The organism is Streptomyces sp. NPDC030820, assembly GCF_055572075.1.
The window spans coordinates 245,416-264,925 of sequence record NZ_JBVIEB010000011.1; the positions used below are offsets into that span (position 1 = coordinate 245,416).

The following is a 19,510-nucleotide window of genomic DNA, read 5'->3' on the forward strand; positions in this document are numbered from 1 at the left end:
CCCCAGCACGCAGCACCGACGCCCTCCGATCCTCTTCTCACATCGATCTGCAACCGTCACATCTACGTGGTGCTGCCGTACACGTGTGCTGAGCAAACCGAATGGGTGCAGTTCAGGGCTGTGATGGCGGGGAAGTTCGGCTGCGGGCAGGCAGGGCAACGACGGTGGCGCCTTGACGCAAGGCGTCGTTTTCGAGGGTGAGCTGTCGGATGGCCTCCTCGTAGAGGGCGAGGGTCCGGCGCAGGTCGGTGTTCTCCTTCCGCAGTCGGCGGAGATTCTCCTCGTTCCTCTCGTCGGTTTCTGGCCGGTCCGTGCGCGTCTCGTCCTGGGTTGGTGTCGGGATTCGGGGGCGGAAGTAGGTGTCGAGCAGGTCGGCGTAGTGGCGGTGGAATGTGGCGTGGGGGATCCCGAGGTGCCGCTCGATGGCGGTGACGGTCGGGCGCCGTCCGCTGGCGGACGCCTCTTGAAGGATGGTGTCGATGGCGGCCTTGACGGTGTCGGCGTCGGGCAGAGCACGTTTCATTCGGCGGGCTCCGGATCGTGGCGGGCGAGGAACACGGCCGTGGCACGGTGCTGTTCCTGCAGGCGGTGGCGGATGTACGGGGCGTGGTGGTCGCCGTCGGCCAGGGCTTTCTCCAGCTGGTTGAGGTGATCGGCCAGGGCCTGGAGGTTGGCGGGGGTGAGGGCGGTGTTGCGGCAGGCCAGGGGCTGGCAGTCAGCCATGGCCGGATGTTCGCCAGGGTCGGCGGATGTGCGGCACAGGGCGCGGTCGGGGTTGTAGACGCAGGTGACGAAGGTCCCCGGGTACACATGGGGGTCGTGGCGGGCCACGATGCGGCGCAGACGCGCTTCGTCGGTGACGACCTGCCCGTCGAAGAGGGTGTGGCGGGCGAGCTCAGCGAGCCGGGCTTCGGCCTCGGCGCCGGCCGGTCCGGTCAGCGTCGGCCGGTCGGCGTCGGTGCCCATCTCGACGAGCAGCTGGCCACGGGCGAGGGCCTCTTCGGCTTCGACCTCGTCCCGAAACCCTGAGTCGCTGGTGCCGGCGTAGCCCTCGAACATCTGAATGCGCTGGTGGCGGTATTGCAGGGCTCCCGCGATGGTGCCGCCCGGGCGGCGGGCGATGAACCAGGCCAGGGTCCGCCGGAACTGGCGCGTGGTCAGCCGAGGCAACCGGCCCCGGTGCAGTGGTATCCCATCCGGACGGCCGTGGTCGCTGCAGTAGGCCGTGATCCAGGAGAGGAAGAAGGCGATGTCCTTGTTGGTGGTGTTGCTGTTGGGCACCGGGAACGCCGTGCGGCGCGGGTGGTTGCGGCGGGAGCTGAACGCCGGGGCGAGGAGGTAGGGCTGGTCCTCGGGCTGGAACCGTTCCAGGACAGCGATCGCCCGGGCAGCGGGGGCGGTGACGACCCAGGTGGCCTCCACGCCGTGGACGTCTTCGCCCTTGAAAGCGAGGCTGCGCAGCCGGTGGCGGTAGACGTGCCCGTCCGGGGCCTGCTGGATGCTCAGGCAGCCGCGCTGGAGGTGTTTGATCTCGGAGTCGCGCATGCCGGAGAGGTAGGCGATCACGATCCAGCAGGACACCTGCAGCAGCCGCTCCAGGCGGGCGACGTCGTAGTACGAGATGCGCTCCAGCCATGGCCGGTCATCCAGCCGCCCCTGGGGAGCGTGCGCGAGGGGACAGTCCGTGTCGACTCCGACGTCGCGGGCCACCTCCGCGATCATCTGCCGTGGCCGGGCCTCGTCCAGGCGGTGTACGGGATAGCCCAGCAGCCGGGCGAGGTAGCTGGTGCTGGGGAAAGGCGCCCCGCGACGGCCGGAGGCCAGGCGCGCGGGTGCAGCCGGCAGAGGGTGCCGCCGGCGGCGGAAGTCGTCCAGCAGTTCCGCCAAGGCGGTGGGAAGATCGGGGCCGACGGGCGGCCGGGCGTCGATGGCGTCACGCTCCTCGCGGGCGGCCAGGACGTCGTCGGCAAAGTCGTCGACCCAGCGGATCGCCCAGGTCAGCAGCGGCCCCACGACCTGCTCGGGGATGCGGTCGGTGAGATTCTCTCCGGATGGTCTGCGGTGAGCGCGTGCCCATGCCCACCACAGGGTCCGTCGCAGCGGGTCTTGTCCGAGGTGGTCGGGCAGGACGTTGCGGTAGGCCCACAGCATCCGTACCGCTCGCCGGTGGCATCGGGTCGCGCCGCCGGACAGCCTCCACGTCACGATCTCCCGGTGGTAGTCGTCCAGATCCTCACCATCGATCTCCCGCAAGGCGCGATCTCGCTTGTGGACCCACCACAGGAAGCGCCTGACGCAGGTGTAATAGGTGCGGATGCTATCGATCGCCAAAGGCAGTTCCCCCGGCGGTGTGTCCTGGGCGAGCAGGGCGAGGAACAGGGGCTTGGCGACGTCGACCAGCTGGGGCGGCAGGAGGGTGAAGTCGAGGCGGAGGGTCTTCTGGTCGGCCCGCAGCCATGCTGGCGTCAGCACCCACACGTCCTCGGCGTACCGGGACGTCTCCTCCAGCACAGCATCGTCGCGCAGCGGGCGTCCGGCGAGCACCAGAGTGTCACCGGGTACCGCGGCCGGCCGTGCGGCGGTTTCGAAGGCAGTGGTCACGTCGGCTCCTTCGGGCCGTCCAGCAGGTCGAGCGGCAAGACGGGTTTCACCTGGGCAGCAGCGTCTCGCTGGGCGGGGCTGAAGCGGGGCAGGATGTCGCGGGTGAGCAGCTGCCAGGTCATGCCGTGGCGCGCCGTCCATTGCTCGGCGTCCCGCTGCTGTAGGTCCCCGCGCAGGATGTCGGCCAGGGAGAGGAGGGCGGGCAGGTGGCGCTCCAGCACGACGGCGTTGGAGCAACTGAAGCAGTTCAGGAACGAGCTGTGGCACCGGCCTCCGGCCGGATGATGCTCGATGTCCAGGCACGAGGTGGCCAGCGTGTCGAGCTCTCCGGCTTCGGCCCGGCTCCGTACGGTCGCCGGCACGGCCGTGGGGTCGGCGCCGCCCAGGCGGAGCATGACAGCGCGGGCGTGGTGTTCAGCGTCGGTGATCGCTTCGGTCAGTACCTCGGCAGCCCACTCGGTGATGAACGGATCCGTCCGCAGGTAGTGGGCGAAGGAGGTCTGCGCCGTGTTGGTCAGCCGCGCGGAAGGCAGGTGCCCGCCGACCTGCTTGGCCGTACGGGCTTCGACCGTCTTCTTCATCCGGGTCAGCATCATCTGCAGCGGCGCCCCGTCGTCGCCGACCAGGCCGTGGCCCTTGGCCCACTCGCCGAGCTTCAGCTTGCGGGCCAACTCGGCGTCGAACGGGCCCGTGTGGCCTCCGGTGGCGGCATGCCGGGCACCGCCGCGGCCGCTGCCTGCCCAGATCGACCACACCGAGGAAGTCCCGGAGAACGCCCGGCTGCGAGCCGTCAACCGGTGCACCAGCAGGTAGTAGCTGCCCATCGTCCTCAGCTGCCGGCTGGGATCCGGATCGACACTCCAGTGCACGGTGGTCCGGGAGTTGGCCTTGCCCCGGCGGCGCTTGGTCAGCATCACTGCCACCGCCCGGTCCTCCAACATGCGGTGCTCGGCGGGCAGCTCCTTGAGCGTCTCAGGATTCCGGCCGCTCAGCCCGGCCGCGTAGATCAGCAGCGGGGCAAGATCCTGGTCGACCACGAATAGCTGCCGTGCCTGCGCGTAGCAGGCCGCCGGATACTCGCCCACCGCAAGCCCCCGGTAGTCCACCTGGACCCGGCCTGTACGCGCCATCGCCTCCAGCCGCGCGCCCTGCTCCCGCTCGGCACAGGACAGGGAGTCGGGCTCGTCGAGGAAGCGCCACAGCAGGCCCTCGCCCGCCGCGATCCGGTCGCGGATGGCCACCACGTCCGAACGAGCTGCGGCCATGACGGCCTGGAACTCGCGGTCCGAGTACCCCGGACGAATCTCCTGCTGGGCATCCACCCCGTGCCCGCGCCGTCCGGCGTAGTCTGCCGCCGCCCGGTCCAGTCGGTCCTGACCCGGCAGGGCACGCATGATCCGCAGCAGGTCCTGCAGATCTCTGCGAGCGGACCGCTCCGAGCACGTCTCCCGCCGCGACATCAGATACCGCTCCAAGTGGCGCACCCGCAGATCCTCCACCCGCTGAGGCGGAACGGGAAGATGGTCCAAGAGCAGCAGGAACCGCTTGATCGACTGCCACTGGCCACTCGCCGCGCGTTGCGTCCGGCGTCCGCCACCGGGCCCGATCCGCACCCCCAGCGCATGCGCGAAGGCCCGGTGCAGGCCCGGCAACGGCAACTCCTCAAACCGGAAGACCCGCTCCCGCCCGTCCTCGCCTGTAAACCGCACCACCGGCGCCCCGCCGCCCTGGGGGAACTCCACCGTCGGAGGCGGTTGGTAGAACCCCTCGGGCACGGCCGCCGCACGGCCACGACCCGCTCGCGGCGCACTCCCACTCACGCAGCCACCTCCGACCGCTCCAGCCAGCCCTCATCGCTGAAACCGGCTGGCTCCCACGCTCCCTCGGGCACGAGCTCCAGCCGTGTGCGCATCTTCAGTTCCTGCAAGGTGTGCAGGTAGATCGCCGTGGTGGTCGCCGACCGGTGGCCGAGCCTGATCCGCACCCAGTTCAACGGATCACCGAACACCCGCTGATAGGTCAGCCGCTGCTGTTCATTCATCTCGCCGAGCGACTGCAGATGGCCTCGCCACAACAACTCCAGAGTGATCACTGCGTACGAATGCCGCAGCATGTGCGGTGTCGCCGCCACCCCGACACGCTGAACACGGCATCGCTCGTTGGCATCGACGAAGACCTGCTTCCACCCGGACATCGTCATCGGCAGGCCCCACTGGTTCAGCCACACCATCGCCGGCTCCCACCCACCGTCCTGCGTGGCCACCAGCAGCCGCCGCCGCTCGGCCGCATCCAGCCGGGACACCGGCACCCACCGGCCACCGATCCTCACCCTTGGCCGGGCCGGCTCCTCCACCAACAGCGACCTGCGCGTCGGAGTGTAAAAGCCGCGCGAGCGGCCGTAGTCGAGCATCTCGGCCCGATCCCACTCCATGTAGTCCCGTACATCCCGCAGCACCGACACCGGCCAGTACACCGCCCGCCCCGAGTGCCCCTTGGCGATCGCATGCGGAAGCACCGCACGAGCGTTGACGACCCCAGACCCCGGCGGCGGCAGCTCCGGCAACTCGAACACCGTCAGCGCCGAGTGCTCACACAGCCGCTGCCCCGTGCGAATCATCGAGTCCGCGTACACCGCGTTCCGCGCCGCCCACCTGCCCCGGAACGCCCGTCTCGGCATCTCCTGCGCGTCGAAGCCGTACAGCCCCACGTTGCGCCACAGCTGGTACGACCGCGGCGGCAGCCACTTCACCTCCCGACGCGGGCCCGTGTGCGACGTCTCAGCCGGCACCTGGCGCACTACATCTCTGCCCACCCCATGTCCCCGTGCAGACCAGACGGCAGCAGTGCGCTGGCGGATCGGGTTTGCCCGTACGAGGTCCTGCTCAATCGCCCACAAGTAGAACTGGTTGACCGTGGAGACCTCCCGGTCCCAGCTCGTGTCTTCCAGCCGAGGCCCATGCTCGTCGCGACGGCGCCACCACTCGTACGCCGCCCGATCGTCCACCGTCGCGTACCGCCAGTCGCGCTGTCCCCGTGAGAACCACAAGAAGTCGAAGTAGGTCCGCAGGTCCCGGGCGTGCGCCGCCTGCGTGTTCCACGGAGAGGACACCAGCCACACCGAAAAGTAGCGGTTCAATGCCACGTCGTACTCGCCCGCCGGACTGATCAGGAACGGTTGGCCCTCGGGCACACCCAAGTCGTCCAGTTGCTGATCGAGACCGATGAACAGGGCACTGAACTCCCTCATCAACGAGGTCGCTTCGCACGGCCACGCCTGGTCCCGGCGAGTGAAGTGCACCCGCCATCCGGTGATCGACATGGTGCTGGACGATAGCTCGTGGACAGCTCAACACTGCATAACCGAAGTGGGACGGCTACAGGGCGATCTTGTTTACTCCCTGTCCGTCGCCCGGACCGGTGCTGCTGCAGTCTCGCCGGGGGGCACTCATCCAGGGGCGGTTCCCTGACCTGGTGAGTGCGGCGTCCAGCCTGCCTGACGGCCTGGTCCTTGATGGCGAACTGGTCGTCCTTGCCGGTGAGCGACTTTCGTTCGAGGCCCTCCAGCGACGTGCGGCCTCCAGGGGACTGACCGCTGCCCGGCTTGCCGGGGAGGCCCCGGCCCACTTCGTTGTGTTCGACGCCCTTCAGATCGATGGGCGTGAACTCTTGCGGACGCCGTACGCCGAGCGACGTGCCTGCCTGGAGGCCATGTTCACCGAGCATCGACTGAGTGACCCCTGGAGGCTGTGCCCGGAGACGACTGACGTTGCCCTCGCGCAGGAGTGGTTTACCTCCTGGACCCAGGTTCCCGGCATCGAGGGCCTCGTGATCCGGGGTAGCCAGCAGCGCTACCTCCCCGGAGCTCGAGCGCTCATCAAGGTGCGCCGTCGGGATACGACGGAGGCCATCGTGGGGGCGATCACCGGCACGCCGCGCTGCCCTCAGACATTGTTGCTGGGACGCTTCGATCAGGGCGGGGTCCTGCGTCCTATAGGGCGGAGCACGCCGGTGCGGCCGGACGCCGCCCGGCAACTGGCCGGCCAGCTGACGCTTGCAGGACGGGACCACCCATGGGAAGGCGTGCGGTTCACCACCTCGTGGGGCTCGCGTACCCCACTTGATGTCGTACTGGTCCAGCCCGACTTGGTGGCCGAGATCGTGGTCGACACTTCTCAGGACCGCGGGGCGTGGCGCCACCCGGTTCGTTTCGCCCGGCTGCGCTCGGACGTCACTGCCAGGGACGTACCTCCCTTCGGTGCGGGTGCCATACCGTCCGCAGGATGACCAGGGCCTCCGGGTCCGCAGGTGACGGACCGGCACGTTTCTAGGATCCGCGGATTGGTTAGCAGTGGCGGGCAATTTACCTGCAGTGCTGTCGACGTGCTCAACGCGACAACACCGGGGCTCTCGGCGGTGATGCGCAATCGGTGGCTGTGCGACGTCTTCGGGCGTCACGTTCGGTGAGACGTAACTGACCGGCGGGCTGACCCTGCCACCGCGACCGGCGGCCACACACCGCCGGTGGACTCGTGCACGGTTGTCTTCAGTTGCTCAGGGCGGCCTCAGCGCCGGCGACGGTGTTAAAGACCCGCAGGACCTGATCGGCTCCGGTCATCTTCAAGATCCAACGCAGGGTGCCCGGGACGCAGACCAGGACCAGCACTACTGCTGCCTTCTCCGCCTTGCGGCGGGCTCCCAGTAGCACGTTCAGCCCTGCCGGGTCGCAGAACGACACATCCGTCAGATCCAAGTGGCACTGGCCTGCTGGTGGTCGCCGTGAGTGAGATACGCGATCTCTGTGATCTCGGCGCACGGTGGGCGCACGGTGTCGGCGTGCCGGTATGTGCGGCGGGGCGGTCAAGCAGAGTGTTCGCGCGAGCGTGCCTGCTGGTTTGCCGTCGGCCGGAGCCTCGATGACCAGTAGCGGGGTGGTGGTGGCCGCGTTGAGGATGACGCCGAGTTCCTCGCGGATCTCGCGGACGAGGGCTTGCTCGGCGGTCTCGCCGGGTTCGGGCTTGCCGCCGGCGGGGCGTTAGGTGGGGGGGTCGCCAAGTCCTGGTGAGTTGTGCTGATATGCCGTTTCCCCCCTACGCCGGTTGCCGCTGTGCTGTCATGGAGGGGTGGACACCCTCGTGGCGTTCCGGGCCGAAGCAGGCTCGGCAGACGGTAAGGAGCCGCCGACGCCCCGTCACGAGTGGAGCGTCGGCGGGCCCGGTGGCTGAAGGACCTCAGCGTGAGAAGAGGTCGAGCAGCCAGGTGACCACGGCACGGGCGGTGCCACTGACAGCGGCACCGAGCACGGTCTTCGCCCAGGGCGTCTGTCCCCGGCGGGGCTGGCGGGTACGGGGCCTGCTCATCGTTCTCCTTCCGGCTGGACACGGATGGGTGGTGTCGGCCGACAGGAAGACGATCCAGGAGACGGCACCGGCAGCGGGCTCAGCCGGACGATCCGGCACAACACGAGCGATCCGCCCTGGTCACACGAAGTGCGGCTGCGCGCCGCTCGGGACGATTCTGAACGGGTTCATGGTGGGGGGCCGACATGACGGTATGGGACGAAGCCCGCAAGCAGTTCGCGGGCTGCCTTGCGGAAGTGCACCGCGCGGCGAACAGTCCTTCGTTGGCGGACCTGGCAAAGGCGGGCAAAAAGCAGAGACGTGAAACGGAACTGCACCCCTCCAAGGTCAGCCTCCTTCTCAGGGCCGAGTTCACGGAACCGCCGAAGTGGGACCTGGTCGATCTCTTCGTCAGGACGTGCAAAGCGATCGCATCCCAGCCGATTCTGCGGATCCCTGAGCTCTTCGACGACGAGTTGTGGAAGCGCCGGCATGATGTTCTTGAGCAGGTGTGGCAGCTGGTTCGGGAAGCGGAGACCGGATCCCCCGCGGACCTCCGGCCTTTCCCACCGAAGGATGCGCAGCCGCTGGCGGCGGATCTGCGCGGGCAGCCGAGTCAGCTGCTGCTGGCCCGCCATGAGGTGGTGCCGTTCACCGGCCGGGCAGATGACCTGGCCGCGCTGGCCGGCTGGCGGGACGGCACCGCGCAGGACGGCCAGCCGATCGCCGCCTCGGTCGCGTTGCTGCACGGCTTCGGCGGGCAGGGCAAGACCCGGCTGGCCACCGAACTGGCCCGCCGTACCGCCAAGCTGGGTTGGAAGGTGTGGCAGGCCGTCCGGGCGGACCAGGCCGCTGCCGATACCGGCCGCGGCAGGCGGTCGGCGCTGGCCCGACGCGCGCTGGTGGTGGTCGACTACGCCGAACGCTGGCCCGCCCGCGAGCTGGAGCTGCTGCTGGAGAGACTGGCCGCCCGGCGCGGGGAAACGCTCCGGGTGCTCCTCATCGCCCGATCGACGAGCTGGTGGTCCTACCTGCTCGACGACCTGCGGAAATGGGGCTTCGCGCACACCGAGTACCCGTTGCGGCCTCTTCCCGACGAAGACGTCGACGCCCGGCTCCAGACCTTCACGGTCGCCCGCGAACGCTTCGCCGACGCTCTCGGGCTGCCCGCGGAGGACGCCGCGTCCCTTGCGGTGCCCGGGGACCTGACCCATCCGGCCTACGGACTGACGCTGACCGTGCACATGGCCGCACTGGTGGCCGTGGACGCCCGTATCTGCGGTGACGAACCGCCACGGCAGCCGGGCGCGCTGTCGGCGTACCTGCTGGAGCGTGAGCGCGGCCACTGGTCGAAGCTGGAGCAGCGCAAGCACGCCTGCGCCGCACCTGCGGAGGTCATGGCCCAGGCCGTGTACACCGCGACCCTCACCGGTCCCAGGGACTACCGGGCGGCGATCACCGCCCTGAAGTCCGCCGAGGTGGAGAATTCCGCGTCCCATCCGCAGGTGCTGCGGGAACACGCCGCCTGTTATCCGGCTGACGATCCGAGGACGTACCTGGAACCGCTCTGCCCCGACCGCCTCGGCGAGGACTTCGTTGCCCTCAGCACCCCGGGGCCCGTCGGCAGTCATCTGGCGACCCCCTGGGCCGAGCAGGCGGCGGCTCGTCTCCTCGGTGTCGCCGCGCACACCCCTGCCGGCTCCCCGGCTCCGGAGTGGAGCCGGCACGTCCTCACTCAGCTGATCAACGCCGCCGCCCGCTGGCCCCATCTCGCTGCTGGCGAACTGGCTCCCCTGGTCACCAAGCACCCCGGCCTCATGCTCCGCGCGGGCAACGCCGCCCTGGCCACCCTCGCCCGTATCGAGCAGCTTCCCGTTGAAGCACTGGAGGCCATCGAGGAGGCCGCTCCCTGGCGGGATCCCGACCTCGACGTGGGGATCGCCGACATCACCGTGCGCTTCTGCACGGAGCGGATCGAGTCCGCCTCCGATCCTGCCGTCCGGGCCGCCCTGTACGCGAAGAAGGCCGGGCGGCTGTCCCACTCGGGTCGGCACGAGGAGGCCGTGAAGGCGGCCGAGGAGGCGGTGCGGCTCCACCGTGGCCTGGCAGGCAGCGGCGACGTGGAAGCGGTGGCCGATCTCGCGTGGGCGCTGAACGGCCTGAGCAACGAGCTGCATTACACCGGACGCCACCCGGCCGCGCTGGAATCGGCAGAGGCGGCCGTAGCGCTTTTCACCAAGGTCGTCGCCCAGGGCCATCCCGAGAAGATCGCCAATCTCGCGGTCGCCTTCACCACCCTGTCTCTGCGGCTCGACCAGCAGGGCCGCATCGCCGAGGGTATTGATCTGCTGCAGAGCGCGGTCCGGATCACCCGGTACACGGCCGAGGTGAGTCCTGCGGACTTCCGCCCCGACCTGGCCGGAATGCTGCACAATCTGGGGTGCCAGCTGTCCAGGGTCGACCGGTACCGGGAGGCCGTGGCCGCGGAGTCGGAAGCGGTGTCCCTCTACGAGAAGTTGGTGGAGCAGGCGCCCGAGGCGCACCTGGACCACCTGGCGAACGCACTCGACGGCTTGGCGCTCGCCCTGCGCGGCGAAGGCCGTCACCGGGAGGCTCTGCGGGCAGGTGAGAAGGCGGTCGGCTTTCTGCGCGGCGGTGCCGAGGACAACCCGGGAGCCTTCGGCCCTCCGTTGGCCAACGCCTTGCTGCACCTCGGTGACGGTTTTGGCGAATCGGGTCAGCTGCAGGAAGCCGTACGCTACTGCGGCGAGTCCGTCGACATGTCCCGGGATCTCGCGGCCACGAGCCGGGCCGCCCATCTGCCGCTGCTCGCTCGTTCGGTGATGAATCTGGGTATCTGGCTCGGCAGGTCGGGGTCCCCCCAGGAGGCCGTCCCCCTCTCCGAGGAGGCCGTCGGGCTGTTCCGGGAACTGGTCGAGCGCGGCTGCGAGAACCATCTGCCGGATCTCGCGGACTCGTTGCTGAATCTCAGCCTCACCCTGTCGGAGACGAGCCGGATCGAGGAGTGCGTGGCTGCGGCCCGGGAGGCCGTCGGACTGTACCGCCGGCTGGGCCCGGCCAGGCCCGTCGTGTACCGCCGCAAACTCGCCAGCGCGTTGGTGAACCTGGGGAACGGGCATGCTCGGCGGGACGATCCGGCCGCATCCGTGGAGTGCCTGCGGGAGGCGGTCGATCTGGCCCGCGAGGTGGCCGAGGACGACCGCGTCGCGGGCCTGCCGATCCTGGCCGATGCCCTCACCAACCTCGGGCGCGAGTTCGGCAGGGCGGGACTGCGGGCACCGTCCCTCTCTGCGGCGCGGGAGGCCGTCGGTATCCGGCAGTCCCTGGCGAGGACCGATCCGGCCGTGCATGAGCCGAACCTGGCGGCGGCACTGGTGATCCTCTGCGACGCGCTGAGCGGGGTGGGGCGCTACGAGGAGGCAATCGCACAGGGAACACAGGCCGTCGCCATCCTTCAGCGGCTCTCCCAGGCCGCCCCGACGGCCCACCGACTCCGCCTGGCGCTCTCACTCAGAAGCCTCGGCCGGCCCCTGGCGGCACTGAACCGTCTTGACCGGGCCGTCGAGGTCGGCGAGCAGGGGGTCAACGCCTGGCGGTGCCTGGCGCAGGCTGACGAGGGCCACGAGTTCGATCTGGCGGAGGCGCTGGAAATGCTCGGCCGTCTGCTGACGGCGACCGGCCGGCACAAAGAGACGGTCCGCACCTACGAAGAGGTCGTGGCACTCTGGCGGCGCCTCAGCCACCCTGAGGCCGATCAGCTACTGGCCCTCTCCCTCATCAATCTCACGCAGGCACTGGCCGAGCTGAACCGGCACGAGGACGTCCTCGCCAGGGGGGAGGAGGCGGTCGCCATCCTGCGGCGGCTCGCCCAGGAGGACCCGGCCGCCCACCAGCCGACGCTCGTCATGGGACTGGTCCAGGGACTCGGGCTCCCACTGGCACGGTCGGACCACTGGCAGCTGGCCCAAGGCCACCTGCGGGAGGCTGTCGACCTGCAGCGGCAGCTCGCCCGGGAGGACCCGGCCGCCCACCGGCCCGCCCTTGCGGATCTGCAGCTGGTCACGGTGCGGGTCCGGATCAGTCGGCGGCACGGCCTGCAGGACGCGCTGGCCGCGGCCGAGGAGGCCGTAGAGATCTACGGCACTCTGGCCGCCCGGAGCCCGGCAGCGTTCCGCGCCCCGCTGGACGAGGCGCTGCAGCTGCGGGACCATCTGCGCGCCACTCTCCCCTTCGATGCCGAACGCCTGGAGCAGGGCGAACACTAGCCGCCGAGCCCCTGAGCCGGTTCGGGGACTGAGGGGCGGCGGACGCTCTCTCCGCGGGGGCGTCGGCGCCACGCTCCACCGAACATCCCGCCAGTGCATGGACTCAACGAAGTCCGCCGCTCGCAGCGTTCTTTCGCGGAGAAGATCGGAAGCGGCCCCGCAGAGAGACCGTTACTGAACGTAGTCAGTGCCAACCGAATCGCGGATTTGCTAATCCACTGTTAGCGAAGCGCCTTCATTGCTAACGAAGTCGCGGATCCTAGAACGTTGCAGGCAATCGCAGCAGTTCGCCTGGGGCAGACATGAAAGACCCGCGAAAGACTGGCCAACACTTCCAGCGGCATGTCAACGTAGACGACCTTCCTGGAAAGGGCCAGGTCAGGAAGGTGATGGCGCGTGAAGGCCGACCGCTAGCCGCTTCTCCGAAGTTCCTTCAATGGGAGACGCCGGCCGACATGCTGCCTCGCCGCCGTCCCAGAGGTGCCGGAGCCGCCCGACGCGTGCAGCGCGCCCGAACTCCAGGCTCTGCCTATCGGCTGGCCGCCCATCCCCATGCAAGGAGGCTGTCCGTGCCGTCTACGGAAATGACCGTTGGAGATCTCATCGACCTGCTGTCCGCCTGCGACCGCGACGCCCCGGTCCGGCAGGCGATCAACCCGTTCTTCCCGACGGAGCACCGCCTCGCCCAGGTCGTCCAGTCCCTGGACGCAGCCGGGCAGACGGTCGTCCATCTCGCCGAGGGCAGCGATGAGCACAGCCAGCTCGGTGTCCTGCCGCCCGAGGTAGCCGTGACGCTGGCCTGGCAGTCTCCGGTCCAGCCACCGCGTCGGCCCCGCCGCACGGCTCGCGGCGGCCAGTAGATCCTCATCATCCTGGAGGTGCCCCTGAATCCCGACTTCCCCCTCGACCCCGCCGCACCCGATCGGACCCAGGCCGCGTACTGGGTGGGCCCCCGCCACCTGGCCGGCGACGACGGACGGCTCTACGACACCGTCGCCGACACCCTCACCGGCCTTGGCTGGATGAGCCTGACGATGGTCCGCGGCCGGCAGGAGCCGGACGAGGCACCAAAGGACCGACAGGTCGTACGCAGCACCGTCCTGCACCTCAGCCCCGACACCCTCCGATGGGCCCAGTGGGTTCTGGCGGACGAGCCGTTCCTGCTGGGGGACCTGCCAGTCGCCTGGCAGGTGTCGGCTCGCACGGACACGGCCAGTCCGCTCGCGCAGTGGTCCGCGTACTTCACCCCCGACGTCCCCGGAGAGGCCATCGTCGACTTTCTCGTCGCACTCGACGCACGGCAGCGCCCGGCCGAGAAGTTCGGCGGGACCGAGCTGGTCCTCGACGCCGTCACCACTCACGGCTGGCTCCTCGACATCGACCAGCCCCGTGCGGGAGCGACGGACGCGACCTTCACCTCCCACATCAGCTACGGCACGGTGCCGGCCCTCATTCAGGACGCCGACCCGCGCACCTTGACCGACGACACCGGGACGAGCCTGGACGGGTGGCAGGCATGGGCCGAGCCGGTGCTCGGCGCACGATGCCTGTGGGCGGCGTCGTTCAGCTCCAGCGTCCCGCACGACCTGGTCGCCGCCTTCGCAGGCTCGATCAGCTCCACCACACCGGTCCTGCGCCGGGTGCTCCCCGCGAGCACCGAAGACCGGCTCCTGCGCGCCCCGGCCATCTGACGCCACGCGTCGTGATCCCACAAGGACAGAGAGGAGAAATGAGGTCAGGGCCCTTGTTCGGCATCGACTGGTCGGAGCCCTCAATGGGGCATGTACCTAGCGGCCCTCCGCGTGCTATCGAAAGGCCCGGACACCCCTCGAAGGTGTCCGGGCCTTTTCGCGCACCCGTCACATGTCTTGTGCTCATCAAGAACGCCAGAGATACGAATAAAGCGCCGCACGGGTATGGGTTGGCGCCGTAGGCTGACCTGTTCGCCCAGGAAGGCGCGGGGAGTTGAAAGAATGAGCGAAGCCGAGAACGCGTGGCGGCCAACCGAGCACGGAGCCAACATCGGACACTCGATTGCCGTTATGGCCCACCGGAAGGTGGCTCTGGACGTTCACAGGCTTACCCATGAACGCGATTCCTGCCGGGCCGTCATAGACGCTCCGTATACGGTGATGGCACTGCGCCACGTTTTGCGGGGCGTCGAGATGACACGCACACACGTGAAGACAGAAGCAGCTCGGCAGTTGGTCAGCGACGCCCTTGAGGCATTCGACCGTGCGGTGCCGGGCGGAAAACACGCCCGGGATGTAATCGAGCACTTCGACGAGTACGCCATGGGCGTTGGCAACCTGCAACAGCCCCAGGTGCGCAACTTCAGACAGCGGCAGCCGGACGATCAACTGTCTGAAGAATTCAGGCACCGTCTGGAGTGGGCCGGGACCGGTGACGAACGACGCCCCGTATACGTCGCCGGCCCCTACCGCATCGACATCCTGGCCGCGGAGGACGCCGCATTCCGGTTGATATGCGACACGTACGAGGCCCTACTGCTCGACGAAGGACGGCCTGTCCCACGCGGGTGGGCGTACGAGGTCCAGCGCGGCTCGCTGCGATGTGAATGAAGGGCCATGCGACGGTGCCCCGCCAGGAACGCGCGGGGCGGGACACCGAGCAGTGGGCGTTTCAGCGGCCTGCGGTTGCCTTGGTGAGGGCCTTGTCGAGGTGCCGGTCGACGAGAGCGGGCGAACCGGAAACGACCACGAGGACGTTCCCGTCGCGGATCGCTGTCTGCTTTACCACCCTGTCGTGTCCGCCGGCGGAGAAGGTCAGCAGCTGGCTCCACTGCTCCTCGCCGAAGTGGGGCGATGCCGTCTTCTGGGTGGCGATGTCAATGGCGGAGCCGCCGACGAGGATTTGGTACTCGGGGCACCCGGCCATGGCGTCGAAGACCTCGACCATGCCGTCGGACAGCTTGGCGGGCGTGTCGCTGTACAGCTCCTCCGAGACCTCGGAGTCGCTGTGGCCGGCGTAGGTGAAGGAGGTCTTCGCCTGGCGGGGGAAGTCGAGCGATCCTCCGGTGGCCGCCTCGCCGCCGAGGTCGGAGAGGGCAGGGCAGCCGAGAACGGTGACGTCGTCATGCCGTGCAGGGAGCTCGGCCTTGCGGGTGTAGCCGCTGCCCAGGTCGCTCTCGTCGAGCAGGCGGGCGGTGAGTGCGGCCGACGACAGTGGGGTGCTGTTCACCTCATTGACGGCCGGGCTGCCGAAGGCGGCGGAGGACGACGGTGCAGGAAGTGCCGCGCTGTGGGGCGAGCAGGCGGGCAGGGCGAGCAGGGCAACGGCGGTGATGCCGACGGCGGTGGTGGCGACGCGAACGCGCACGACTTGACCCCTTGGTTCTGGGAGAGGTTGGGCAGTGGGGGCCAGTGGGCCCTGTGGGGTCGTAGGGGTATAGGGGTCAGTGGCCGAGGTGGCGCAGGCAGTCCTCGAACGTGGCGTGCGTGGCATCGACCGGCGCGGAGTTCCGGTTGTACCAGGCCGTGTCCAGGCGAGTCTCCTGTTGCTGGTGACCGGCGCGGCAGCGCAGCCAGATCTGATCTTGGGTGGAGATGATGATCCAGTCCCGGTACGCGCCGCACTCGGCACAGGTGACGACCTCGCCGTCCAGGACGAGGGGCCGCAGCCAGGGCATCATTCGGCCGGCGACCTGGTCGTGGCTCGGGACGCGCAGATCCGGCGGCAGGAAGTCGTCCACCTCGGCCACTGGCTCGGACAGCTGCACGCCAGGCGGTGGCATCGTAGGCGTGGGCAGGGGCATGCGCTGCCACATCTTCCACATCTCCTCGTGCCGGCGCTGCATCTCGATGTCGAACGCATCCGGCTTGCGGCGGCGTATCCGATCAAACACGCTGGCGTCCTCCTGCGTCTCGTCCTGCTCGCGTCATGATCGTCCTCGAAGGCATGTGACCTGTTCAACTCGCAAAGTCCACAGTCACGACCGGCCTCGCCGGGCGGTGGTCCGGCCCTGCGCCGCGCGTCCGGTGCGGCTGGTCAGGCGCTCCGTCCCGCTGTCGGCGGTCACGGCATTGCTGGTGTCGACGGGCAGGTCGGCACTACGGCGCAGGCGCCACACCAGCACGTCGCTGACGGATTCTGCGGTGTCGAGTTCTCTGCGTACGGCGGCATCGGCGAGGAGCACGGTGGCGTTGTGGCCGGCGGCTTCGGCGTCGGCGAGGGTGGCTGCGAGCGCGTACCAGCCGGGCTCGGCCAGGACCTGCTCCGCCAGCTCCGGCACAGCCTCACGCAGCACGGCCGTCTGCCGCTGCAGGAGAGGGTGGCCCAGGCGCCGGCCGCGCTGGTAGAGGGCGCCCAGCGGCTGGGCGGCGGCGGCCTGGTAGGCGGCACGAAGGTGTTCGGCGGCTTGACGGGCGGCGGCGGCCTGCTGAGCGTGGCCCTTCTTCGCGTGCCAGTGCATGGCCGCGGTGACGAGGAAGAACAACATGTCGATCGCCATCGCGGTGGTCGCGCCGTCCTCCCCGCGGCCAAGCGCGGGCCCGCTGAGGACCAGGTCGCGGGCGGCCTGCCGCAGCGCCCGGTCGTGGCCGCGCTCAGCCCGCACGTGCGAACGGGAGGCCCGCTCGAAGGCGACGGCGGCCCCGCGCAGTTGGGTTCGGGTGTGGGCGGCGGAGGTCTTGGCGAGCGCGTCCAGGACCTCGCCGGCCGAGGCGATGTGAGCGGCGGCGACCGCGTCGTCGCCTTCCTCGATGACGATCAGTGCCTGCCATGCCGCGGAGGCAGTGCCGCGGCGCGCGGTGGACGGGGCGCTGGGCGCCGTGCGTGACGGCGCAGCGACTGAACCGCTGGCCTGGTCGTCGGCGGACCAGCGTTCGCGGATGCGGGGCAGCGACAGGTCCGGGGCAAGTTTGGATCCCGAGTAGAAGATGGGCTCGCCGTCCTTGTTGCGGTCGTCGGGCAGCGCGACGGTGTACCCCAGCAGGTCACCGGAGGGCGCGATCCGCCGCCGGATGAGCAGGCCGGCAGCGGCGAGCCGGTCGAAGAACTCCCTCTCGCCGGTGGCTCCGGCCACGGCACGGCGAACGGTTTCACGCAGTTCCTCGCGCGGGGTGCGTTCCCGCTGCTGCCGTTCGGCCTTGTGGCGCTCGGCGCTGGTCGGCCGCTGGGCGGCGGTGCCGTCCCCGGTGTTGAGCCGCTTGAGGCCGTACTCGGCTTCGATCAGACGGGCTTCGGCCTGAGCGCGTCCCGCGTCGTTGTTCAGGCGGGGCCTACGACCGTCCTCCCGGACGAGGGTGGCGATGATGTGGATGTGGTCGTCGGCGTGGCGGATGGCCGCCCAGCGGCAGGCGGCGGCGTCGCCGTCGGGGGCGATGCCGGTGGCCGCGACCATGCGCCGGGCGATCTCGCCCCACTGCTCGTCGGAGAGTACGGGGTCCTCTGGCGCGGCACGCACCGACAGATGCCACACATGCTTGGCCGGGCGACGGCTGGGGGCGAGGGCTTCGACCGGCTGGTCGAGGAGCTTCTGCAACTCGGTGTACGTCGCCTGCGGGTCGCGGCCGGGGTCTGGCGCCAGGCTGTCCCAGGCGGCCACGAGGTGCGGGTCGACGTGTTCCTCGTGCGTGCCCGGCCCGTACAGGTAGTACAGCAGCCCGATGGTGCGTGTCCCGCGCTTGTGGACTCTGGGGATCATGAGACGTGGTTCTCGGTGTCCAGGTAGTGCTGGGTGAAGGTCTCCACCCGCTTGGCGGCGCGGTGGACGGCGTCGAGGACGGCTTGGGTGTGCGGGACGTCGGCGCCGGCGTTGGTGGCCTTGGCCACCTGGTTGAGGTTGTTGCCGATCTGGCCGAGGTGCCGGCGTACGGCGAACAGCTCGGTCAGCACTTCTCGTTCGGTGGCGATCTCGGCAGCGGTGCGGTCGAGGTCACGGGCGGCTTTGAGGGCGGCGTGGGCGAGGAAGCTGGCGACGCTCATGCGGCAGGCGGACGCGGCGCGGACGAGGAGCTGGTACTCGTCGTCGTTCATACGGCAGCTGGGCTGACGCATGCGCTTGTGCTCGTCACGCAGGCGCTCGCGCTGGTGCACGTGTGGCTTCGGCGGCGCGGCGTGCTCGCAGTACGCGGTGTGGCACGTGTGCGGCAGTCCCCCTTCTGGATGTGGTCCGCCCTCGGTCGCATCCTGGTGGACCGGCACCCCCCGGTGCCGGTCCGCTCCCGCCACTCCAGGGGCGGGGGAGGCAAGAGCATTGCTCCCGACGGGAGCAATGCTCTTGCGATAACTTGCTCGCCCCCAGACCGAGTTGGGGTCCCGAGCAGGATCCGGGGTGGCGCTGTTCTCGTTCGGGTTCGTCATCGGCTGTCGGGCCTCGCCGTACGGAGCTGCCGCTGGATGGTGGCGGCCAGATCGAGAACGGAGGCCGGTCCGTGCAGGAGCTGGACCGGCCCGTTCGGCACCTGCTGGACGAGCCACTGGCCGGTCGGGACGGGCACCATGGCGTAGACGAGGTGCCGGCGGACCAGGACGGTGGCCCACGCAGCCGCCTCGGTGGCCATGTGCCGCGACGGAGGGATGGGGTGGGAAACCACGGGATGCCTCTCGGTACGGGGCGGTGGCCCGGGGTGCGCCGGGCCACCAAAGGGGGGCAGGGGGAGTGACCTGCTGGTTTGCAGGGTCAGCCGCACTCGGGGCAGCGTCCGACGTGGCCGCTGAGCGCCCGGGCCATCCGCGCCTTCGTTGAAGCGGCGTACGTCGAGCTGGCCTTCGCCGACGGCTTGCCGGCATGCCGCCTGGAGTGGGCGCTCAGATAGCCGATCTCCCGCTCGTATTCCTCACGGATGGCGGCGAACTGCGGGCAGGTCCTCATGGTGTGGTGCTCCTTGTCGTCGTGTTGCTGTTTGGGCTGCGCAGGGCTGCCAGGACCAGGCTGAGTCGGTCGTTTCGGCCGCCGGGGAGCTTCTCGCGGCGGATGATCTCCCTGAGCTGGACTCGAGTCACGGCCGCGTTGCCGTCCCGTTCCAGCAGCGCGGGCACGTGGGGGCGGATCAGCTCGACCAGATGGTCGATGTCCTGCTCCGGCTCACGCGCCGGACGCTGAGCCTGCGGGCCGCGGGACCGGCTACTGCGCTTGCTCTTCCCCTTTGCCTTGGGGGCCGGCGTCCGGCGCAGGGGAACCTGGTGCCTCCGGTCCCCGGTGGTGTCGGTCACCGTGTCGTTCGGTCCCCGGTCCCCGGTGGTGTCGGTCACCGTGTCGTTCGGTCCCCGGTCCCCGGTGGTGTCGGTCACCGTGTCGTTCGGTCCCCGGTCCCCGGTGGTGTC

General features: G+C 69.6%; 16 protein-coding genes and 2 pseudogenes. 5 read left to right on the top strand and 13 right to left on the bottom strand.

The features are described from left to right. Nucleotides 1-112: 112 nt before the first annotated feature. The 4 genes from ACZ418_RS29415 to ACZ418_RS29430 all read right to left on the bottom strand — a co-directional run bounded on the left by ACZ418_RS29415 (nucleotide 113) and on the right by ACZ418_RS29430 (nucleotide 5,920). On the bottom strand, nucleotides 113-523 hold the full coding sequence (locus ACZ418_RS29415; RefSeq protein WP_468368817.1) for a hypothetical protein: 411 nt from the start codon (nucleotides 521-523) through the stop codon (nucleotides 113-115). Further along, the gene (locus ACZ418_RS29420) at nucleotides 520-2,601 is read right to left on the bottom strand and encodes a hypothetical protein (RefSeq protein ID WP_468368819.1); all 2,082 of its coding nucleotides are present in this window, start codon (nucleotides 2,599-2,601) and stop codon (nucleotides 520-522) included. The genes ACZ418_RS29415 and ACZ418_RS29420 overlap by 4 nt, the downstream gene beginning before the upstream one ends. Further along, on the bottom strand, nucleotides 2,598-4,343 hold the full coding sequence (locus tag ACZ418_RS29425) for a hypothetical protein (RefSeq protein WP_468368822.1): 1,746 nt from the start codon (nucleotides 4,341-4,343) through the stop codon (nucleotides 2,598-2,600). The genes ACZ418_RS29420 and ACZ418_RS29425 overlap by 4 nt, the downstream gene beginning before the upstream one ends. Before the next feature lie 74 nt (nucleotides 4,344-4,417). Then, the gene (locus ACZ418_RS29430; protein WP_468368824.1) at nucleotides 4,418-5,920 is read right to left on the bottom strand and encodes a site-specific integrase; all 1,503 of its coding nucleotides are present in this window, start codon (nucleotides 5,918-5,920) and stop codon (nucleotides 4,418-4,420) included. Between the two features lie 56 nt (nucleotides 5,921-5,976). On the opposite strand from ACZ418_RS29430, the pseudogene ACZ418_RS29435 reads away from it, so the two are divergent. Next, nucleotides 5,977-6,885 (top strand): annotated as a pseudogene (locus ACZ418_RS29435) (ATP-dependent DNA ligase); the annotation flags it as partial. Nucleotides 6,886-7,144: 259 nt separating this feature from the next. Here ACZ418_RS29435 and ACZ418_RS29440 read toward each other — a convergent pair. Both ACZ418_RS29440 and ACZ418_RS29445 read right to left on the bottom strand, forming a co-directional pair. Then, nucleotides 7,145-7,414 carry an STAS domain-containing protein gene (locus ACZ418_RS29440; protein WP_468368827.1) on the bottom strand — a complete coding sequence of 90 codons (270 nt, stop codon included), beginning with the start codon at nucleotides 7,412-7,414 and terminating at the stop codon, nucleotides 7,145-7,147. 415 nt (nucleotides 7,415-7,829) lie between these two features. Beyond that, a complete protein-coding gene (locus ACZ418_RS29445) occupies nucleotides 7,830-7,958 on the bottom strand; it encodes a hypothetical protein (protein ID WP_468368829.1) in 129 nt (42 codons plus the stop codon). A 185-nt stretch (nucleotides 7,959-8,143) separates the two neighbouring features. Between ACZ418_RS29445 and ACZ418_RS29450 the strand changes: the two genes are divergently transcribed. The 4 genes from ACZ418_RS29450 to ACZ418_RS29465 all read left to right on the top strand — a co-directional run bounded on the left by ACZ418_RS29450 (nucleotide 8,144) and on the right by ACZ418_RS29465 (nucleotide 14,805). Continuing rightward, nucleotides 8,144-12,223, top strand: a complete 4,080-nt coding sequence (locus tag ACZ418_RS29450; RefSeq protein ID WP_468368832.1) for a tetratricopeptide repeat protein — start codon at nucleotides 8,144-8,146, stop codon at nucleotides 12,221-12,223. A gap of 569 nt (nucleotides 12,224-12,792) precedes the next feature. After that, nucleotides 12,793-13,083 (top strand): hypothetical protein, encoded by a 291-nt coding sequence (locus ACZ418_RS29455; protein WP_468368834.1) that lies wholly within the window; start codon nucleotides 12,793-12,795, stop codon nucleotides 13,081-13,083. Between the two features lie 12 nt (nucleotides 13,084-13,095). Continuing rightward, the gene (locus ACZ418_RS29460; RefSeq protein ID WP_468368958.1) at nucleotides 13,096-13,914 is read left to right on the top strand and encodes an SPDY domain-containing protein; all 819 of its coding nucleotides are present in this window, start codon (nucleotides 13,096-13,098) and stop codon (nucleotides 13,912-13,914) included. Between the two features lie 282 nt (nucleotides 13,915-14,196). Further along, the gene (locus tag ACZ418_RS29465; protein ID WP_468368837.1) at nucleotides 14,197-14,805 is read left to right on the top strand and encodes a hypothetical protein; all 609 of its coding nucleotides are present in this window, start codon (nucleotides 14,197-14,199) and stop codon (nucleotides 14,803-14,805) included. Between the two features lie 61 nt (nucleotides 14,806-14,866). Here the strand turns inward: ACZ418_RS29465 and ACZ418_RS29470 are convergent, their stop codons facing one another. From ACZ418_RS29470 to ACZ418_RS29500, 7 genes and pseudogenes are all read right to left on the bottom strand, one after another. Next, nucleotides 14,867-15,562, bottom strand: coding sequence for a hypothetical protein (locus tag ACZ418_RS29470; protein ID WP_468368840.1), 696 nt, complete (start codon nucleotides 15,560-15,562; stop codon nucleotides 14,867-14,869). 76 nt (nucleotides 15,563-15,638) lie between these two features. Continuing rightward, complete coding sequence (locus ACZ418_RS29475; protein ID WP_425580590.1) at nucleotides 15,639-16,010, bottom strand: hypothetical protein; 372 nt, start codon at nucleotides 16,008-16,010, stop codon at nucleotides 15,639-15,641. Between the two features lie 162 nt (nucleotides 16,011-16,172). Further along, nucleotides 16,173-17,888, bottom strand: coding sequence for a relaxase/mobilization nuclease domain-containing protein (locus ACZ418_RS29480; protein ID WP_468368843.1), 1,716 nt, complete (start codon nucleotides 17,886-17,888; stop codon nucleotides 16,173-16,175). Beyond that, a complete protein-coding gene (locus ACZ418_RS29485) occupies nucleotides 17,885-18,280 on the bottom strand; it encodes a plasmid mobilization protein (protein WP_468368846.1) in 396 nt (131 codons plus the stop codon). Before ACZ418_RS29485 ends, ACZ418_RS29480 begins: the two co-directional genes overlap by 4 nt. Before the next feature lie 263 nt (nucleotides 18,281-18,543). Continuing rightward, entirely contained in the window at nucleotides 18,544-18,747 is a 204-nt protein-coding gene (locus ACZ418_RS29490) for a hypothetical protein (RefSeq protein ID WP_058083009.1), read from the bottom strand. 119 nt (nucleotides 18,748-18,866) lie between these two features. Then, the gene (locus ACZ418_RS29495; protein WP_058083010.1) at nucleotides 18,867-19,058 is read right to left on the bottom strand and encodes a hypothetical protein; all 192 of its coding nucleotides are present in this window, start codon (nucleotides 19,056-19,058) and stop codon (nucleotides 18,867-18,869) included. Then, nucleotides 19,055-19,510, bottom strand: a pseudogene (locus ACZ418_RS29500) (hypothetical protein); the annotation flags it as partial. The pseudogene ACZ418_RS29500 and the gene ACZ418_RS29495, both read right to left, overlap by 4 nt.

What these genes read in the sequence shown, in the direction of transcription:
- ACZ418_RS29475 (WP_425580590.1), bottom strand. Translation starts at nt 16,010, where the DNA reads ATGTGGCAGCGCATGCCCCTGCCCACGCCTACGATGCCACCGCCTGGC.
- ACZ418_RS29450 (WP_468368832.1), top strand. Translation starts at nt 8,144, where the DNA reads ATGACGGTATGGGACGAAGCCCGCAAGCAGTTCGCGGGCTGCCTTGCG.
- ACZ418_RS29445 (WP_468368829.1), bottom strand. Translation starts at nt 7,958, where the DNA reads ATGAGCAGGCCCCGTACCCGCCAGCCCCGCCGGGGACAGACGCCCTGG.
- ACZ418_RS29430 (WP_468368824.1), bottom strand. Translation starts at nt 5,920, where the DNA reads ATGTCGATCACCGGATGGCGGGTGCACTTCACTCGCCGGGACCAGGCG.
- ACZ418_RS29490 (WP_058083009.1), bottom strand. Translation starts at nt 18,747, where the DNA reads ATGGCCACCGAGGCGGCTGCGTGGGCCACCGTCCTGGTCCGCCGGCAC.
- ACZ418_RS29495 (WP_058083010.1), bottom strand. Translation starts at nt 19,058, where the DNA reads ATGAGGACCTGCCCGCAGTTCGCCGCCATCCGTGAGGAATACGAGCGG.
- ACZ418_RS29480 (WP_468368843.1), bottom strand. Translation starts at nt 17,888, where the DNA reads ATGATCCCCAGAGTCCACAAGCGCGGGACACGCACCATCGGGCTGCTG.
- ACZ418_RS29415 (WP_468368817.1), bottom strand. Translation starts at nt 523, where the DNA reads ATGAAACGTGCTCTGCCCGACGCCGACACCGTCAAGGCCGCCATCGAC.
- ACZ418_RS29465 (WP_468368837.1), top strand. Translation starts at nt 14,197, where the DNA reads ATGAGCGAAGCCGAGAACGCGTGGCGGCCAACCGAGCACGGAGCCAAC.